Origin of the sequence: Rhizobium sp. CF142, from assembly GCF_000281145.1 — a bacterium.
In the GTDB taxonomy this organism is placed as follows: domain Bacteria; phylum Pseudomonadota; class Alphaproteobacteria; order Rhizobiales; family Rhizobiaceae; genus Rhizobium.
Genome location: NZ_AJWE01000097.1, coordinates 20,989 through 39,561, shown reverse-complemented (window position 1 = coordinate 39,561; position 18,573 = coordinate 20,989). Strand labels below are relative to the sequence as shown.

19 protein-coding genes are annotated in these 18,573 nt (G+C 58.1%); 14 read left to right on the top strand and 5 right to left on the bottom strand.

Annotated elements, in window-relative coordinates; translation table 11 throughout:
* Window positions 1-34 precede the first annotated feature (34 nt).
* Entirely contained in the window at window positions 35-949 is a 915-nt protein-coding gene (locus PMI11_RS20870; protein WP_037071832.1) for a GGDEF domain-containing protein, read from the bottom strand.
* A 293-nt stretch (window positions 950-1,242) separates the two neighbouring features.
* On the opposite strand from PMI11_RS20870, the gene PMI11_RS20865 reads away from it, so the two are divergent.
* A complete protein-coding gene (locus PMI11_RS20865) occupies window positions 1,243-2,214 on the top strand; it encodes an alpha/beta fold hydrolase (RefSeq protein WP_007820955.1) in 972 nt (323 codons plus the stop codon).
* 56 nt (window positions 2,215-2,270) lie between these two features.
* Here PMI11_RS20865 and PMI11_RS20860 read toward each other — a convergent pair whose 3' ends face one another.
* Both PMI11_RS20860 and PMI11_RS20855 read right to left on the bottom strand, forming a co-directional pair.
* Entirely contained in the window at window positions 2,271-3,167 is an 897-nt protein-coding gene (locus PMI11_RS20860) for a LysR family transcriptional regulator (RefSeq protein WP_037071821.1), read from the bottom strand.
* Window positions 3,168-3,220: 53 nt separating this feature from the next.
* Window positions 3,221-3,604, bottom strand: coding sequence for a hypothetical protein (locus tag PMI11_RS20855; protein ID WP_193385622.1), 384 nt, complete (start codon window positions 3,602-3,604; stop codon window positions 3,221-3,223).
* A gap of 354 nt (window positions 3,605-3,958) precedes the next feature.
* Between PMI11_RS20855 and PMI11_RS20850 the strand changes: the two genes are divergently transcribed.
* From PMI11_RS20850 to PMI11_RS38140, 3 genes are all read left to right on the top strand, one after another.
* On the top strand, window positions 3,959-5,062 hold the full coding sequence (locus PMI11_RS20850) for an NADH:flavin oxidoreductase/NADH oxidase (RefSeq protein WP_007820952.1): 1,104 nt from the start codon (window positions 3,959-3,961) through the stop codon (window positions 5,060-5,062).
* A 118-nt stretch (window positions 5,063-5,180) separates the two neighbouring features.
* Complete coding sequence (locus PMI11_RS38145; protein ID WP_007820950.1) at window positions 5,181-5,741, top strand: NAD(P)-binding domain-containing protein; 561 nt, start codon at window positions 5,181-5,183, stop codon at window positions 5,739-5,741.
* 7 nt (window positions 5,742-5,748) lie between these two features.
* Complete coding sequence (locus tag PMI11_RS38140) at window positions 5,749-6,300, top strand: hypothetical protein (protein ID WP_007820943.1); 552 nt, start codon at window positions 5,749-5,751, stop codon at window positions 6,298-6,300.
* Window positions 6,301-6,341: 41 nt separating this feature from the next.
* Here PMI11_RS38140 and PMI11_RS20840 read toward each other — a convergent pair whose 3' ends face one another.
* A complete protein-coding gene (locus PMI11_RS20840; protein ID WP_007820941.1) occupies window positions 6,342-6,809 on the bottom strand; it encodes a GNAT family N-acetyltransferase in 468 nt (155 codons plus the stop codon).
* Window positions 6,810-7,117: 308 nt separating this feature from the next.
* On the opposite strand from PMI11_RS20840, the gene msrA reads away from it, so the two are divergent.
* The 10 genes from msrA (at window position 7,118) to PMI11_RS20790 (ending at window position 17,537) form a co-directional block, all read left to right on the top strand.
* Window positions 7,118-7,630 (top strand): peptide-methionine (S)-S-oxide reductase MsrA, encoded by a 513-nt coding sequence (gene msrA, locus PMI11_RS20835; RefSeq protein ID WP_007820935.1) that lies wholly within the window; start codon window positions 7,118-7,120, stop codon window positions 7,628-7,630.
* A gap of 217 nt (window positions 7,631-7,847) precedes the next feature.
* On the top strand, window positions 7,848-10,922 hold the full coding sequence (locus PMI11_RS20830) for an ATP-binding protein (RefSeq protein ID WP_007820934.1): 3,075 nt from the start codon (window positions 7,848-7,850) through the stop codon (window positions 10,920-10,922).
* A gap of 64 nt (window positions 10,923-10,986) precedes the next feature.
* Window positions 10,987-12,126 carry a YcaO-like family protein gene (locus PMI11_RS20825; RefSeq protein ID WP_244430639.1) on the top strand — a complete coding sequence of 380 codons (1,140 nt, stop codon included), beginning with the start codon at window positions 10,987-10,989 and terminating at the stop codon, window positions 12,124-12,126.
* Window positions 12,127-12,135: 9 nt separating this feature from the next.
* Entirely contained in the window at window positions 12,136-12,879 is a 744-nt protein-coding gene (locus PMI11_RS20820; RefSeq protein ID WP_007820932.1) for a TfuA-like protein, read from the top strand.
* Window positions 12,880-12,924: 45 nt separating this feature from the next.
* On the top strand, window positions 12,925-14,109 hold the full coding sequence (locus PMI11_RS20815; protein WP_007820926.1) for a hypothetical protein: 1,185 nt from the start codon (window positions 12,925-12,927) through the stop codon (window positions 14,107-14,109).
* Window positions 14,078-14,671 carry a hypothetical protein gene (locus tag PMI11_RS38135; protein ID WP_244430636.1) on the top strand — a complete coding sequence of 198 codons (594 nt, stop codon included), beginning with the start codon at window positions 14,078-14,080 and terminating at the stop codon, window positions 14,669-14,671. The genes PMI11_RS20815 and PMI11_RS38135 overlap by 32 nt, the downstream gene beginning before the upstream one ends.
* Window positions 14,672-14,868: 197 nt before the next feature.
* Window positions 14,869-15,579, top strand: a complete 711-nt coding sequence (queC, locus tag PMI11_RS20805; RefSeq protein ID WP_007820923.1) for a 7-cyano-7-deazaguanine synthase QueC — start codon at window positions 14,869-14,871, stop codon at window positions 15,577-15,579.
* Window positions 15,579-15,935: a 6-carboxytetrahydropterin synthase QueD gene (gene queD, locus PMI11_RS20800; protein WP_007820922.1), complete on the top strand. Its 357-nt coding sequence runs from the start codon at window positions 15,579-15,581 to the stop codon at window positions 15,933-15,935. Before queC ends, queD begins: the two co-directional genes overlap by 1 nt.
* A complete protein-coding gene (gene queE, locus PMI11_RS20795; protein WP_037071816.1) occupies window positions 15,914-16,660 on the top strand; it encodes a 7-carboxy-7-deazaguanine synthase QueE in 747 nt (248 codons plus the stop codon). Before queD ends, queE begins: the two co-directional genes overlap by 22 nt.
* A gap of 382 nt (window positions 16,661-17,042) precedes the next feature.
* Window positions 17,043-17,537, top strand: coding sequence for a hypothetical protein (locus tag PMI11_RS20790; RefSeq protein ID WP_007820920.1), 495 nt, complete (start codon window positions 17,043-17,045; stop codon window positions 17,535-17,537).
* A gap of 196 nt (window positions 17,538-17,733) precedes the next feature.
* Here the strand turns inward: PMI11_RS20790 and PMI11_RS20785 are convergent, their stop codons facing one another.
* Window positions 17,734-18,270, bottom strand: coding sequence for a hypothetical protein (locus PMI11_RS20785; RefSeq protein WP_193385621.1), 537 nt, complete (start codon window positions 18,268-18,270; stop codon window positions 17,734-17,736).
* Window positions 18,271-18,573: the final 303 nt, after the last annotated feature.

The window sequence follows — 18,573 nt, the reverse complement described above, 5'->3', positions numbered from 1 at the left end:
ACTCCCTGGCTTATGGCCCGACTGGCGGGCCTGGTTATGATGTCTGTCGCCCAAGCGGGTGCGCATGGGGATCGATGCTGATCTGGTCGCGGCCTCTCATCTTGGCCGCGTAGAGCGCCAGATCGGCCCTTCGATAGATATCATTGGCATAGTCTCCGCTCATGACACAGGCAATGCCCGCAGAAAAACTGTAGCGGAAGCTGAGCTGGTCAGCCAGCGGGCGAGACTGCCTGACGGCAACCAGCATGCGATTGACGATCTCTGCCGCCTCTTCGGGAACCGTGTTCGGAAGAACCAGAACAAACTCTTCGCCGCCGACGCGACCGAGAATATCCGTCTTACGCACCATTTTCTGCAGCGTAGCTGCGAAATCCTTGAGAACGGCATCGCCGGCAGTATGGCCGAAACGGTCATTGATATATTTGAAATTGTCGATGTCGAGAACCGCAAGGCAACCGACCTTCTCCTGCTGGTTGCCATAGCTGCGCACCAGCTCCTCAAGCTTCGACATGACGAAACGTCTGCTCGGGATACCGGTCAGGTCGTCGGTCTGGGAGGCTTTGATCGCGCTGTCGCGATCTTGCCGCAGCGTCCTCTGATCGGAGCGGATCGATGTCACGTCACTTGCGACACAGAGCATCCAGCCATTGGCCTGCATGGTCTCGGTCATCCATAACCATCGGCCGTCGTGAAGGTCGGTCTCAAAGGCGCGAAATCCGGTTTTGCCTCGACGGGCGAGCGTCGACAGGAGCCAGCTCTCGAAGTCGGCCGCGGCAATGATCGTTCCGCGGCGGGCGTGAAAGTTGCGCCGCATCAGCTCGGGCCAAAGTGGTTGTTCGTCCTCTGCGATAAACCAGGCATCGCGAAACGCGCGATTGGCAAAACGCAACCGGTCATCCTGGTCGTAGACCGCAACCATGACGCTCGCAGCTTCCATCAGCTGGGCCATTTGCAACATTGCTTCCGTGTCACCCAAGGTCATCATGTCCTCAGAACAGATCATCTTAGCTTGAACTATCTGCCTGGCGTGAAGAAACAGTTAGCTGGTTTGCATATGCACAGGTGGTTCTGTGCCGGTACGCTGGCTGGATCGCGATTCCTGTTCGTAATGGAACCGCAAATTCTTCCTGTAGATGGAATAATACCTTCCACATTCTGCCGATTAATGGATTCTGGTGAATGGCTATGTTGGTGCCAGGCCAGCAAGGGCTGTTGGTGAATTTGTCAAAACGGAGAACTGAGATGAACAGACTGATCCTTTCCCTGATGCTGGCAACCGTCAGCTTTGTTCCCCTTTCCCAAGCCGTCGCCGCTCCTGCCAAGCCGGTTGAGATCACCCAGCAGGTGCCGGTGACCGTGCACTATCGTTCGGCCAAGATCGATGGCGTCGACATGTTCTATCGTGAGGCTGGCCCGGCCGACGGCCCGGTCGTCCTGCTTCTGCACGGCTTCCCGACATCCTCGCACATGTTCCGTAACCTCATTCCGCTGCTGGCAGATCGCTATCACGTCATCGCCCCCGACTATCCGGGCTTCGGTCAGAGTGATGCACCCGATCACACCAAGTTCGCCTACACCTTCGGCCATTATGCAGACATGGTCGATGCGCTGATGACCCAACTCGGCGCCAAGAAGTACGCCATGTATGTCATGGACTACGGCGCGCCGGTCGGCTACCGTCTGGCTCTCAAGCACCCGGAACGGGTGAGCGGGTTGATCGTCCAGAACGGCAATGCCTATGAAGAAGGCCTGCGCGAGTTCTGGGATCCGATCAAGGCCTACTGGGCTGACGATTCGAAGGAGAAGCGCGAGGCGCTCTCCAATCTCGTGGTTCTCGAGACCACCAAGTTCCAGTACACGGACGGCGTCAAGGACCTCACCCGCATCAGCCCCGACAACTGGGTTCACGATCAGGCCCTGCTCGACCGGCCGGGCAACAAGGATATCCAGCTCGATCTCTTCCACGACTACGGCACGAACGTCCCGCTTTACCCGCAGTTCCAGGCCTTCTTCCGCGAACGCAAGCCGCCGACGCTGATCGTCTGGGGCAAGAATGACAAGATCTTCCCGGAGGACGGCGCACATCCTTACCTGCGTGATCTTCCGGACGCTGAAATGCACCTCCTCGACACAGGTCATTTCGCCCTTGAAGACAAGCTGGATGAGATGGCGCCGCTCATCCGCGATTTCCTCGATCGCAAGATCGCAAAGTAACAATCGCTTACATTAGAGCCCGCGTATTCAGCGATGAATACGCGGGTCTTTTGCTGCTAATTGAAGTGCCTGTTGGACCTCAGCTTTTCCACTGAAAAATCGATGAAGCTTCGCACCTTTGCCGAAGCATACCGGCCTTCCGGATGGACGACATGGATCGGCAAAGGCTCCTCCTCATAATCAGCCAGGATCGTGCGTAATTCGCCGGCCTCGAGCTGCGGCGCAATCTGGTAGGACAGAACGCGCGTCAGGCCCCAGCCGGAAGCCGCCGCCGAGATGGCAGCCTCGTTAGTACTGCAGAAGAGACGGGGACTGACGTGGACGGTCGACTTCTTCTGCGCGCCGAAGCGCCATTCGAGCGATGTCCATGCACTGGTCGAGGCAACAATGCGATGGCTCGACAGATCGCCGGGCGTCATCGGAACGCCATGCTTTTCAAAATAGGCAGGCGATCCGCAGATGACGCGTCTCACCTGGCCGACGCGCGTCGCGGTGAGGCCGGAGTCGGGCAGATGACCGATGCGGATCGCGACATCAATACCTTCTTCGACCATACCAACAACGCGGTCGACGAACAGGCTGCGACCGATCACATCAGGGTAGAGATCCAGATATTCGGTCATTAGTGGCATGACGAACATTGTACCGAACATGACAGAGGTAGTGACGGTAAGGGTGCCCGTCGGTCTGCCGTAGGCGCCGGCCGCGGCAGCTTCCGCCTCCGAGAGATCGGCGAGAAGCCTCTGGCAGTCTGCAAAATACTGGGCGCCTGCCTCCGTCAGTTTGACGGACCGGGTCGTGCGCGTCAGAAGGCGCGTACCGATGATATCTTCCAGGGCAGACACCATGCGAGTGACTGCGGGAGGGCTCATGTGGAGTTGCCGTCCTGCGTCTGCAAAGCTCTCAGCCTCCGCGACCTTCACGAAGACCCTCATTGCCTGCCATCGATCCATGCGGTTCACACTGTCTTCAAAAGCTTAAGTCCCCTACAGAGATTTAAACGCTTTTATTTCGATCGCAATCTATCGGCCCCATAGCGGCAAGCCGCTGAATGTCCGGCTTTTGATCTCGCCGTCGACGGCTCCAGTCTCTTGACGAAGGCTCGCAGTTCCGAGGCGATGTCGGGAGCGCCGAAAGCCTTCAGTTGGCGAATTGTGACGGTTCCTACCGCTTCGTCACCGGCTTCTATCGCTAGCGCGAATTTGACGGCGATATCGACAAACAGGTCGAAACTGCCTCCGCGCTTTGCAGCGTCGATTTCAGCTCCACTTAGCGCCATTTGCTTCGCCTCGAGCTCCAGGGATCGAAGAGCGTCGAAATCGCTTCTCGAACTTGCAAGTGCAAGTTCGATTTGTATGCGCACGAGGGGAGTGATGAGGTTCTTGCTCAAGCCATTCTCCATAGGCTGCGATAGCCATCGTCTCTTCGGTTACCGTTTCGAGCCTGCCGGAAGATATCGCTTGACACTCTGGCAGGTGGGGCGATCACGGACTATTGGCCGTTCGCAGACGGAATATCGTCAGTGAAGTAATACACCCGGCCGCAACGAGCCTGAACTGACGTTCTGCTGAAGGCTTTCTTCCTTGTGACGCAACAGTCGGACGAAGCTACCTCGCGGAGCCTCCCTGCAAAGCGGACCCACACCAAAGAACAGTTCCTGACATCGCGAGGCTCTGCTAACCGTCGCTAAGATCCGACAGAGTGCTATAAACCAAGACAACTGAATTCCGCTTCGAGGAACGCCGTGCCCCAACCTGTCCTGTTTTCCCCCTTCGCCGTGCACAATCTCGAGCTCGCCAACCGCATCGTGATTGCGCCGATGTGCCAGTATTCGGCCGTCGACGGCTGCATGACGGACTGGCATCTGATCCATCTCGGACAGTTGGCGCTTTCCGGCGCGGCACTTCTGACCATCGAAGCGACCGCTGTCGTTCCCGAAGGACGCATCACCTTTGCCGATGTCGGCCTTTATGACGACGCTTCCGAGGCCGCGATGGCCCGCACGCTCGAAAGCATCAGGAAATGGTCGGATATGCCGATTGCCGTGCAATTGGCGCATGCCGGCCGCAAGGCCTCGACGGAGGTTCCCTGGAAAGGCGGCGGTCAGTTTTCGCCGACCGATCCGAAAGGATGGCAGACCGAAGCACCCTCTGCCGTCGCCTTCAACCCGAACTATGTGCCGCCGACTGCACTCGACCGCGATGGCATGAAGCGTGTCCGCGACGCTTTTGCTGCCGCTGCACGGCGGGCAGCGAAGATCGGTATTGATGCCGTTCAGATCCATGGCGCTCACGGCTATCTGCTGCACCAGTTCCTGTCGCCTTTATCGAACCAGCGAACCGACGAATATGGTGGCTCGCTGGAAAACCGTGCTCGATTTCCGCTGGAGGTTCTCGATGCGGTGAGGGATGCCTTTCCCTCCAATCGGCCGGTGACGATGCGCGTTTCCGCCACCGACTGGATCGAAGGCGGTCTGGAGATTTCCGAGAGCGTCGAATTTGCCAGGATGCTCGAAGCGAGAGGCTGCGATGCCATCCATGTATCGAGCGGCGGCCTGCATCCCTCTCAGGCGATCCCGATCAGCCCGAGCTACCAAGTGCCGCTCGCCCGGGCAATCAAAAGTGCGGTAAAAATGCCGGTCATCGCCGTCGGCCTGATCACCGAGCCGACGCAGGCCGAGGCAATCGTTGCGACCGGCGATGCAGACCTCATCGCGCTTGCTCGCGCCATCCTCTACGATCCGCGATGGCCGTGGCACGCAGCCGCCGAGCTCGGCGGGCAGGTGAAAGCGGCCAATCAATATCTCCGTTGCCAGCCGTCACAACTCAAAAACCTGTTTGCAAAATAAGATGGGGCGCGCATATCCGCGTGAGGAAAACGCTGTCTGCGTGATCGTCTAAGCTGCTGTCTTGCATTGTGATTATGATGTACCCTTCCTGCCACGTTAGATGGGCAGGGAGGGGCTCATGACCGTTGCGGGCACAGTAATTGTCGGCGCAGGCCCCGCCGGACTCGCCTGTGCGGCAGCGCTCGGGGGCAGTGGCCGCTCCTCAGTAGTTCTCGAACGTGCGGGCAATCTGGCTGCCTCGTGGCGAAGGCACTATGACCGGCTGCATCTGCATACCGCCAAGGCCCATTCAGGGCTTCCCGGAATGCCCATGCCGAGGGAGTTTCCAAGATATCCGTCGCGGCTGCAGGTGATCGACTATCTCGAAGCCTATGCACGCGCCAACGATATCAGGATACGGTTTGGCAAATCCGTCATCAGCATCAGGCAGGGCGAAGACTGGATTATCGAGACGAATGATGGAGACGCCTTCGAGGCCGAAACCGTCGTGATCGCGACCGGGCTTTCCAAAACTCCCATAAGGCCGGTCTGGAAAGGCCAGGAAAGCTTCACCGGAAAGCTCCTGCATTCCTCCGAGTTCAGCAATGCGGGAGTACTCGGCGCGAGACGGGTGCTCCGTCGTCGGCTTTGGCAATTCGGCCGGCGAGATCGCGCTCGAATGCGCTCAGTTGGGTCTTGAGGTAGGTATGTCGGTGCGTGGGCCGGTAAACATAGTCCCGCTGGAAATGTTCGGGATTCCGACCGCGACAATCGCCATCGCACAACAGCATTTTCCATACGGCTTCGCTGACGCAGTCAATGCGCCATTCCTGCGCTTGCGCTATCGCGACATGGGAAAACTGGGGCTGCAAAAATCCGCCAAAGGTCCTCTGACCGGTATCGCCGAGAAAAGCCGCACACCGCTGATCGATATCGGAACCCTGGCTGAGATCAGAGCTGGCAAGATCAGGATATATCCGGGCATTGAAAGCTCGGATCGTCAGCAAGTGCATTTCGCCGATGGCCGATCGGCGGATTTCGATGCGATCATCTTGGCAACAGGCTATCGGCCCTCGCTGGAGACAATATTACCTGATTTCGCCGAGAGGTTTGAGGGCGCGGAAAGGCCGAAAAGAGGAGAGCTCCAGCCCGGAAATGACGGCCTGTATTTCTGCGGATTCAACGGGGCCTCCACGGGCCTGTTGCGTCAAATCGGCATCGAGGCCGTCAGCATCGCCCGATCGATAGCAGAGCGCTGAACGCAGAGAGCCCAAGACTTTGGGAGCGTGGTCTGTCCCGCTCAGAGAAGCGGACGGCACAAATCGATTTCATCCCGGATCGGAATTCCGTGATCGCCGATATCGGGAATGGTGGGCTTCAGTTTTCGCGCTTCATGAACTGCGCGAGGTCGAACCCGACGCAGCTCGAAGCCTCGCTGTTGGTAGAAGCGCAGTGCGGCGAGGTTGTCGTTGGTCGTCATGACCCAAAGGGACCCAATACCCTGCTCGCGCAAAACATCGGCCAAGGCTTCGATCAACAGGGTACCGACCCCCTGGCCGGGAGAGACCGCGTCCAGCGACATCAATTCTGCATCGTTGCCCTCTAGCCGATACGTCGCCAGCCCACGCTCAGGGTCGGCCACCAGCGCCGGAAGCGTCAGCAGGTCGAAGGCTTCGCCGTGGGCGACAATCGTCGTGCTACCCCATCGTTGCCCGAGGAGTTTCGCAATCCAGTCAGCATCCTCTTTGGTAGCTGCGCGAGCCGTCATTCCTCATCATACCAAGGGGCAGGCCCTGTGACCATCCTGCGGAGGTCCCGGATCAATCCGCCGGGGCTATTCTCGGCGGCTCGATCCACGTCCAGCTTCGTCAGCCAGCACCACATGCTGGTCAATCTCGTCCGGCTCAAATATGCTTTGAGCTGGACGAGCTGCCGGAAGCCTGACCGTGTTTCAGGGAAGATCCCGACGCCGCCGCAGTGGACTGGCGATTATTGAGCCGAATACCCATATAGGCGTCAGCGGAGCGCACCTGACGATTCCCGCCCATCTCGCGTATATTTGGAAAGGACATGTTCATGACAACAGAACGTGCAGTACTTGCTGGCGGCTGCTTCTGGGGAATGCAGGACCTTATTCGACGGCTGCCCGGCGTTGTTTCAACGCGTGTCGGTTACACGGGCGGTGAAGTTCCCAATGCAACCTACCGTCACCACGGCAACCATGCCGAAGCGATAGAGATCATTTTCGATCCGCAAAAGACGAGCTATCGCGATATTCTGGAATTCTTCTTCCAGATCCATGATCCGTCGACCCGCAATCGCCAGGGCAACGACATTGGCGCAAGCTATCGGTCGGCAATCTTTTATGCGGATGAAAACCAACGGCAGACGGCCGAGGACACGATCGCCGATGTGGATGCTTCCGGCCTCTGGCCAGGCAAAGTAGTGACGGAAGTCGTTCCCGTCAGCGATTTCTGGGAAGCCGAACCAGAACATCAGGATTATCTCGAGCGCATTCCAAATGGCTATACATGCCATTTTGCCCGCCCGGGCTGGAAATTGCCGAAGCGGCAGGTAAACGTCGCTTAAACTCGCTCTTCAGCGTGTTAAATTGACTCGACTTCGTTAGCGGTGGCCTCTCGGCCGCCGCTTTCTTTTTAAACCGTTCGATCCGATTGCAGACTATCGATCCGATCTAAACAGAGCCGCTGGAGATCTTACATTTGTCCGCCGACAATGCGGATAACGTGTGTTATCGTTCGCTTTGAAGGATGTGATTATCGATATCTGAGGGCAGGAGCCGCGTATGACTCGCGACGCGCCAATCGATAAGCAAGGGCGGTCTGCAAGCATCTTGACAGGCGATAGCCGCTCTTCTGAAAATCACGGCGAGCGGCGGGTCGTGACCGCGCTTTGCTATGATCTGGTCGGCTCTACGAATCTCTTCAATCTGATGGATATCGAAGACTATCAGGATCTGATGGCTGCCTTCCTGCAGGCGGCGCGCCAATCGATCAATGCACATTCCGGCGTCATCCGGGTCGAAGCCGGGGACGGTGGAGTGGCGCTTTTCCCGATCGAGCTCGGACCGAGGGATGCCGCATCGGCGGCGATCCGCGCCGGGCTTGGAATCGTCGAAGCGTGCCAGCGCCTCGCACGTGATCTCGTTCGTGACGATATACAAGTGCGCGTGGGCGTCGCGACCTCGGTTGCCTTGATCAGGGAGGCGCAGCTGCAGAACTGGATACATGAGCCCGTCACGGGTGCAGCACTCGCTCTTGCGACGCGGCTCGAGGCCGCTGCCCAACCAAATACCGTATTGGTTTCCGACGAGACCCGAAACCTCGCCGGCCGCTCGCACGCCTTCGTATCGGAAGGCGTCCGCTTATTGAAAGGTTTTTCAGAACCAGAAAATGTCTGGAGAGCAATCGGCCACAAACGGGAGATCGATCGGTTCCACGCCTTCGGAAGGCTGGACAGCACGTTCATTGGCCGCGTCGGGGAGCTTGAGCGGATCGGGAAAGCGTGGAAATCAGCCGTAGGCTGTAAGGGCAAGATCCTTGTCATCACCGGCGAGGCCGGTATCGGCAAGTCGCGGATGCTTCGGCAAGTCCGACAAATGATCCATACAGAGCCCGCAAGGTCGCTTCTGTTCCAATGCCTGCCGGGAGGGGTACGCTCGACACTTCACCCGCTGCTCAACAGTTTTCCCCAGCGCCAGTCCGACGCCGCCGGTGGCGGTCGGCTGACGGTAGATATGGTTGCCGCCCAGTTTGCGCGTCAAGGCATCCAGGATCCCGAAGTCATCGACATTTTTTCCCATCTGCTCGGTGCGGATGGGCGCAATGAAGCTCTCTCCGACAGTTCCCCCAAGGCGATACAGCAACGCGCACGACAGGCTCTGTCAAAAGCATTGAGCGTCATCTGCGAGCAAACGCCGCTGGTCATTGCGGTCGAGGATATTCACTGGATCGATCCGACCTCTGAGCATCTGCTTCGCGAAGCGGCCAGGCTTGTGCCGACGCTTCCCATACTGTTGATCGTCACCTGCCGGCCGGGTTCCCACACCGGCATGTTCGACGGGGGCGAGCCGGAACATATTTTGCTCGGTCCGCTCGATCACGACGAAACGCGACTGGCGATCGCCGCGCGCTGGCCGAGGGATCGTCAGGACGCGCTACCGCAACTGCTCGAAGTGACCGAACGCATATCCGGCGGCGTGCCGTTGTTCATCGAGGAAATATGCCAGTGGGCGTCTGAGACAGCGTCCGAAGACGTGATGCGCATGCCGCCAAATCCATCGCGCACTCATGTTTCGGCTTTCGAAGGAATCCTGGATTCTCGGCTCGAACATCTGGGTTCAGCCAGAGACGTGGCGCGCGCCGGGGCCGTCGCAGGTGATCGTTTTACCATTTCGCTGCTTCGCGCATTGCTGCCGGACACGAGCAGGAAATCTCTCCTGCATGCCGCCGAAACGCTCTGCGAAACCGGATTTTTGACCCGTGTTCGGGCGGATGGCGGCGACGCATATGGCTTTCGCCATGCTCTGATCCAAGAAACGATCTATAACGGCCTGCTCAAAACGCAACGTCAGCTTCTCCATCGTCGGCTGTTCACGGCCGCAAACAGCAATCGTCCGATTGCCAACTGGCTGGATGCGGGTGCACTTGCTCAGCACGCAGAGTCTGCCGGCCTTCGGGAGCATGCGATTTCGTTGTTCATCACTGCCGGAAAGGAACACGCCAGCCGTTCGGCGATGGTGGAGGCGCGCCACCATTTTGAACGCGCCTTGGCGCTGTGTGAGGCCATGCCCAGGGGGGCTGCCGATGGCCTGCACCTCTCGGTTTTGACTGAACTCGGACCGCTCCTGACGGCAACGGTCGGTCCCAACTCGGCGCCGGCACGAATCCTTTACGAAAAAGGTGTCGAGGTCGCACGCCGCCAGGCGAAAGAAGATCAGCCCAAGTGGTTTCCAGTCTATTGGGGCTGGTGGCTGACCGGGCAGAACTTCATGGAGATGCGCAGTCGCGCCCGTGAAGTTCAGGTGATGATGTCAGGAATTGCCGATCGCGAGATCGAACTACAAGTCAATCATTCGATCTGGGCGATCGAGTTTAATGTCGGAAGGCAGGAGGATGCCCAAAATGCGATACGGGCGGGGCTTGCGCTTTATGATGATGAGGCGGCTAAAGCGAGCCGCAATGCCTTCGGCGGCCACGACGCGAAGGTCTGTGGCCTCGGGCAGCTGGCGCTATCCCTGTGGCTGACGGGTCAGACTGAGGCTTCCAGCAAGGTGCTTGCCGACATGGTCGCCTTTGTGGACAGCATCGCCCATATGCCGAGCAAGGCGCACTCGCTGGATACCGAGGCAGTGTCGGCATTCTATCGCAACGACCATGCTCGTCTGATCGAGATTTCCGGCAGGATGGGTGATTTTGCGAAAAAGCATGAACTGCAATCCCTGTCGGCAGTCGCAATGCTCTTTCGCGGATGGGCGACAGCGCATGTCGAAAACCTGTCTCGCGGTCATGAGATGTTTCGCGCGGGCCTGGCGCTTCTGAAGGAGCTGGGAACCGTCGCCGATCTGCCGATCTATCTCTACATGCATGCGACCATGCTCGGCCATGCACGCAAGTATGAAGCAGCCATTGAGGTCGCCACCGACGCCATTCGTGAAGCGAGGGCGACGGGCCATGGTTACTGGCTCGCCGAACTCCACCGCCGCCGCGCACTGCTGCTATCGAGCGCCAAGGCGGAGACGCCGGCTCTCCTCTCGGATCTGAAGACCGCGATTGCCATAGCGGAAGAACAGGGCGCAATTGCCCTGCTGCACCGGGCGCAACGGTCCGTGAAGGAGCTTGGCCTTGCTGGCGAGTTCTAACGATTGCTCCGCAGACGTGAGTGAAATGCTCTCGGCATTTTTTGCCGAGATCAAGAATGGAAGCATGTCTCTTATGTTTTCGGAATCGGACCCCGAAGTTGCAGACGCCTATTTCCGCTCCCTGTTGCCGCTCTGCCGTCGCGCCCGGATCACACGCATCGCCGATCTGACCGGCCTCGACCGGATCGGGCTCCCAATCATCCAGGCCATAAGACCGGCGGCGTTGTCGGAAGTCACCTCCCTCGGCCGCGGAATGTGCAGAACGTCTGCCGCAATCGGAGCGATCATGGAATCGCTCGAGCGATTCTATGCCGAAGCAATCTCCGCTTCTCGTGTCTTCCCGTCGACCGCAGAAAGGCTGGGGATCAGGACCGGGTCCTTCGAGGGTTTCTGCCTTTCTGCCGGCAGCGTGAATTGGCGTGAGCGCGAGATCGACTGGATCATGGGTGTCGATATGGCAACCGGCGCTGCCGCACCCATCCCGTTTGAACTTGTGCATACGATCTACACCGATCCACCACCACCCCTCGACGGCGTGTTTCTGCGCAGTACGACAGGCCTTGCATGCCACCGGTCAAATTCAGGCGCGTTTCAGCATGGGTTGCTGGAGTGCGTAGAGCGGGATGCGATTGCCCGGGCTTTCGAAACCCACGGGTTCATGGACCGGATGAGGCTACCGGTCTCCGCGCTAGGCGCAGCAGTTCAGGATGTTCTGTCACGCCTCGCCGAGCATGGAATATCGGCTGCCTTCTGGTATGCGCCGTCGCCAGCACAGGTCCCGGTCGTCTGGTGCCAGACGATTGAAGCTGGCGAAGGCGAAGCCACGTTAGCCCTCCCGACGGAAGGTTATTGTGCCGGCCTTGATCTCCATCAGGCGGCGTTCGGCGCCTTGCTTGAAGCACTGGCGGCCCGCGCTGGCGCGATATCGGGTGCGCGCGACGATCAGACGCGGAAACATTATGCGAGACCGAGCAAGACAATGCTTGCCGACGCGCGCGATCTCATCCTTGGGGAAAGTGTTCCATCGGTCGACTTTCCGGGTGTTTTGCCAGCGTCTGCCGACCTCGCCGAGATCCTCGAACGGATCATTGCCGCTGGACTGGGGCCGGTTCTCGCTGTTCCAATCGCCTCGCAGAGCGATCCGAACATTCATTGCGTACGCACGATCCTTGCAGGCATGCGCCCTTTTGCAGTCGAGCGGTGAGGATCCGGGATGGATCAGAAAACCGACGGCCCGATACTTGTCTTTCTCGGCCCGACCTTGCGCCTGCCGGAAGCGCAACGAATTCTCGACGCCATATACCTGCAGCCGGTTTCGCAGGGAGACATCATCCTTGCCGCGCACGCATTTCGCCCGAAAGCGATGGTCTTGATCGACGGTTTTTTCGAAGACAGACCCGCCGTGCGCCACAAGGAAATTCTCTGGGCGCTGTCGCAGGGCATCGTGATGATCGGTGCTGCAAGCATGGGCGCGCTCCGGGCTGCCGAACTATACCCATTCGGAATGATCGGTGCAGGCCTCATCTATCGCTGGTACAGGCGATGGCCGCTAACGGCGGAAGATGCCGTCGCGGTCCAATTTGGGCCTGCCGAACTCGGCTTCACGCCTCTAACGGAGGCCATGGTCGATCTTCAGCGTAGTTTTAAGGTGCTCTTTCGTCGCGGCCTGATCTCGAAAGCCGAGATGGATTCCGGGATTGCGGCGGCCCAGCGGCTTAATTTTCGGGAGCGCTCCCTCAGAAAGGTGCTGGTCGCCGCGCAATGGCCGCCGGAGAAGTCGGCCTTGCTGCGCAGCCATCTGATCGCGCAGAAGAAAACCGATGCTCGATTGGCACTGCGGCTGGCTCCTGAACTGTCGAAGTCAAAACCGGTCAAGTTGCCCTATACGATAACCAATACTTTCCTGCGCGATCTAGAAGCTGGATCTATTGACATATTGTTAATTAGAAATTACTAATATAATTTGATTGCCATACAACTCATCTCATCGAGGAGTTGAGCTATGGAATTGTATCCTGACATATCACTTGAAAAGTCCGCGCAGGCTCTTGGAACGCGATGCTGGATATTTCCCCAGCCGCCTTTTATCCTTGGTTATGAGCAGCCGGACCGTGTCTTGCTGTCTATATTGCCTGACGAGATTGGTGATGGTCCAAGCGACATATTGATGTATGTCGCTGATCCGCTGTTCGATAAGGAACCCTACGGTTTCAGCGGTTTGCCCCCTTATCGCGGGCCTCGACGGCGCTCCGTCCGATCCGGTCCGGACGGTCACTTTGACAGCCTCGATCCGAGATCACGCGATTATCTCGGCGTTCATGCCTATGCATGCGTTCATTTTGTTCTGGACGTCTGGCGCAATTATCTTGCCCGACCGATGCATTGGTTCTTCTCCGATTTCTATCCGCGGCTCGAAATCGTTCCCTTTGTCCGGTGGAACAACGCGCATGCGGGCTTTGGCTTCATCGAGCTCGGCTGCTCGGAGGCCGGTGGCCAGGAATCGCCCTATGCGTTGAATTTCGACACGATCGCTCATGAGATCGGCCATCTCGTCACACTCTCGCAGATGGGGCTTCCTGACAGCCTTTCCCGTGACGCGGATTTCTTTCCGTTCTCCGAGGCCATCTCGGACAGCATATCGTTGATTTCTTTTCTGCATTTCGATTCCGCCATCGACCGGCTGCTACGCAGGACGAAAGGAAATCTCCTGCTTTACAACGAACTCAATCGCTTCGCCGAAACAAGCCCAGAGACGCAAATCCGCCTTGCGACCAACTTCCGGCGCATGTCGGAAGTCACGAGCGAGGCGCACGATCGCTCGCTGCCCTTTCTCGGTGCGATCTTCGATACGATCGTCGAACTCTATCACCGGGAACTGGTCGCCAGCGGCTGCGCCGATCATCGTCTGCTCTCTGTCAATCTTCGCGATCTGACACAGGACGAGTTTGACTGGTTTCGGCAAACGACGGCGGAAGCTTTTCGGGACAGACCGCTCTTTTTCAAGCTCGCCTTGATCAAGGCGAGGGATTCAGTGGGAGCGGCAATCGGTGCTGCGCTTCACAGGCTGGATCCGGACACGATGCGTCTTCGGGATGCCGCGCTGGCAATCGTCTCAGCTGCCGATCTACGGGCTGCCGCGCAACTGGAGGAAAATTTTGCATGGCGTGAAATCATCGGCTCGAGGTGAGCCAGAACAGGAGGGGGAAATGAGCTGCTGCTCCGAAAATCCGTTCATTGGAACAGGCGATCTGCCATTCAATCCAAGCGAGGTTCGTCTCTATGGACGAAACGAATATTGTCCACCCGGGGATGCCCCACGGCGGCCTGAAGCCGCCAAGGTAAAACCGATCCGGGATGGCGACGTTGAAGCAGGCAAGGATAAAATCAGCCTTAAAGTGGGCAACTGCTTCATTCTGATCGATCCCGGCAAGGTCGAGATAGAGAGCATCGGTGTAATCTATGGCTATGCCTATGAGGGCCATTGCTACAAGCTCCCTAAGCCGCGGATCATGTATCTCCCGGTCAAAGCCGAGGAAATACCGGGGGATGACTGCGGATGCGATTGCGGCTACTCGAACGCACTTGGCTATTCCGTCTGGTCGTTGGACAAGCTCGAACGCGTGATCGCGCTCGATGTCCGCTCTGACGACATCAAGACGCTGATCCTTGATGAAAACCTGCCCGGAAACCGTTCGCCGCTCGCCTATGCACAGACGCAATCGCTGGCGCCGCAGCGGCCTCGCGATTGACACCACGCAAGCGTCTCTGCCCGACACTGCGCTGCAGCCCGTCTTCGAGGGGAGGAGCTCCGCGTGCTCTGCGCGGACGCATCGGCGTCGAAAGCTCTTGCCGGCAAAGTTACTAGACATCGCAGCATCGGAAGTTTAGTACGTGCACCGCTAACCGGTCGCAGCCCACCCGGTTCAACAAAACAAGGGATCCTAAAATGAAAGTACTTGTCGTCTGCTCAGGTGGACTCGACTCTATTTCGCTTGCATACAAGATTGCAGCGGGCCACCAACTGATCGGCCTGATTTCCTTCAACTACGGTCAACGGCATGTCAAAGAGCTGGAATTCGCGGCTCTCTGCGCACAAAGGCTCGACGTGCCACACGATATCATAGACATATCGAGCGTGGGCAAGCACCTGACCGGCTCCGCCCTCACGGACGATGTCAAGGTTCCTGACGGGCACTATGCCGAAGAGACGATGAAGGCAACGGTCGTGCCGAACCGCAACGCCATCATGCTGTCGATTGCGTTCGGCCTTGCTGCTGCTCGTCACGCAGATGCCGTGGCGATTGCAGTCCATGGCGGAGACCACTTCATCTACCCAGACTGTCGGCCGGGCTTCATTTCGTCGTTCGAGGTCATGCAACAACATGCGCTTGAAGGATATGCCGATGTCAGCCTGTTTGCTCCCTATGTGAACGCCACGAAGGCCGACATTGTCACCGATGGTGCGAAGCATCGGACGCCTTTTGAAGAGACCTGGTCTTGCTACAAAGGCGGCCGTTTCCACTGCGGGAGATGCGGTACATGCGTCGAGCGTCGTGAAGCTTTCCATCTCGCCGGTGTCGAGGATCCGACCGTCTATGACGATCCGGATTTCTGGATTGCTGCGACCGGTGCATTCAGAGCAGAAGAGGCCAAGTAATGTACCGGATTACCAAGGAATTCCATTTCTCCGCCTCGCATCAGCTGTCTCACCTTCCTGACGACCATCAGTGCGCGCGTCTCCATGGCCACAATTACATAGTTGAGGTTGAGCTTGCCGCCTCTGAATTGAACGAGGATGGCTTTGTCCGTGATTATCACGAGCTTTCGCCACTCAAGCGCTACATTGACGAGAGCTTCGATCACCGCCACCTCAATGATGTACTGGGCCACGACCGGGTGACATCCGAATGGCTCGCCAGGCATTTTTACGACTGGTGCAAGCAACGCCTGCCGGAGACATCTGCCGTCAGGGTGAGCGAGACACCGAAGACATGGGCGGAATATCGTCCATGACAGGCAGGGAACAAAAGATCCGCATCAGCGAAATCTTCGGGCCGACAATTCAGGGGGAAGGGCCGCTCATCGGCCTTCCGACCGTGTTCGTCAGAACGGGCGGCTGCGACTATCGCTGCGAATGGTGCGATACACTCCATGCCGTCGACAGCGCCTTCCGCGACGAGTGGACGCCAATGTCGGTCGACGATATCTGGTCGAAAGTGGAAACGCTCTCTCAGGGCTGTCCGCTGACGATTTCCCTGTCCGGTGGAAACCCGGCAATTCAGCCGCTCGGGCCGCTGATAACCAGGGGAAAGCGCGATGGCTATCAATTCGCTTTGGAGACGCAGGGATCGATTGCCCAGGACTGGTTTGCAGAGCTGGATCATTTGATCCTCAGTCCCAAACCACCGTCCAGCGGTATGGAATTCAAGCTGGACGAATTGAGGGATTGCGTGGCGGCCGCACGCAGCGGTCCCGGGATCGCCCTGAAGATCGTCATCTTTGATGACGCTGACTATGCCTTTGCAAGGTCTGTAGCGAAGGAGTTCAAAGAGCTTCCGATCTTCCTGCAGCCAGGCAATCACACGCCGCCGGTGGAAGATGAAGCCTTGATCGATCTCGAGGGTATTCTCAACCGTATGCGGTGGCTGGTCGACAGGGTCGCCTCAGACCGGTGGTTTAATGCGCGCGTCCTCCCGCAGCTCCATGTCCTGCTTTGGGGAAACATGCGGGGTGTCTGATCACCTTTGAGAAAGGTTACAGCCCGCCGCGCAGGAGCGGGAGTACCGATCTGAGGCTGGTCCTCCCGAGGCTTTAAGTGTCTCGACACAATGCCACGACTAGGATCGTCACGCTCCGTAGTACCTACGGGCGCTTGGAGGCTTCGATCAGTTTCTCCGCGATCAGAGGATTGCGCAGACCGCTTCTCAATCTCTCGCCCCTGGCCAAAGACCGGAAAAACAAGCTTATTTTAGTGTCTGCTGCGGCATCGGGTAGCAGTCCGTTCGCTGCCGCTAAATTGACCTCATTGCTCCGCGACTTTTGCTCGACCGGGTGCCGAACGCTCAATGCATCCGGTATGGCGCATACCCCCATGTGCCAGATAAATCGGAGGAGAAAAACATGTACAGACTTGCTTCTCTCGCGGTCGCCGCAGCAATTGGCGTCGGCGCCTTCATTGCCGCGTCAAGCGCTGATGCAATGACCATGCAGGACTGCAGTGCCAAATATAAAGCGGCGCAGGCAGCCAATAGTCTCAATGGCATGAAGTGGAACGACTTCCGCAAGGCGCAATGCGGAGCAGATACCGCCGCAGCGACACCGGCAAAGCCCGCTGCAGCGACACCCGCAAAGCCCCCCGCGACCGACGAGCCGACGACCACCAATACCGAGAATGCTGCTGAGCCCGCACCGACCAAGGCCGTGGCCCCGAAGGGCGTGGTATTCCCGACCAAAGTCGATGCAAAATACGCAAGCGAAACACCCGGCAAAGGGCGGATGCATACCTGCCTTGATCAGTACAATGCCGATAAGGCCAGCAACAGCCTGAACGGCCTGACCTGGATCAAGAAGGGCGGCGGCTATTACAGCATCTGCAACAGCAAGCTGAAATCCTGAAGTCACATATCGCATGGATAGGCGTCGCGATGAAGCGGCGCCTCATCTCCACGCACGGAGGACGTGATGAGTCTTCTCGACAATACCGGCAGCCTCATCGGCAACGCGATCGACGGTCATCCGGCGGCCTCAACAGCTTGATGTAGGAAGCCTTCACGGATTTCGGCGGGCTTGGTTTGTTGCAATCGAACGCGGATCAGTTCTCGATCTGTTGGTCCGAAACAACGCTGACGATGACCTCGTCGCTTCCGTTCGGATAAAGTGGCAGGTCGAGCGTAATCGCTTCCCGGCGCTCCGGGGACGATGCTTTGAAGAACTTTCTGGCGCGCCCCTGTCCATTCCCTTCTCCGGACGCTTTAGCATGCGTCTCGCTGACCAGGCGTCGTTCGAAGGCCGCAGCATCGATTTCTGCGAACGCCATGGTGCAGCTTTCGACAGTGTTGTCGCCTACGGACGCCCGTGCCACCACCAGCGCCCTGAATGGTACGTCTTCGCCAGCGCTCAGATTCCAGCCCTCCAACGCGACAGGATTTTCCATCGGCACCAGGCTTGTAGTCATATCCTCTGCAAGTGCTGGCCAATCCCGTTCCTTTGCGACGGCGACCGTCCGTTGAAAATCCGTTCCCCGGTTGAGGCAGCGTTCATTGAACTGGTCAAAGGGATCAGGCTCGTCTGCCGCGACGGCATCGGCAATGCTGGCAAGAAGAAACGTCGTTGCGAAGCCATATGTCATCCATCGCATTAAAACCATGGGGTCTGCCTGTGGCCTTCGTCGGTTGTTACTGCGCTGCCTATATCTATCATCCCAATGAAAAAGGAAAAATCATGTCTCTCCACACCGGGGTTAAGTAATCCCACACTCCGGCAGACATTTGATCACCCTCAACCTGCTGGAAGATCAACCAACAAACACCTACATGTTGAGATACCAAGACATCGCGTTCGCGATTAATCCAAGCGGCCAAGAGCCGGGCGATGACAACGGCCTCATATCACGTCGTCCCTTTGGACGGCACAAAGGTAAAGAAACGAGACC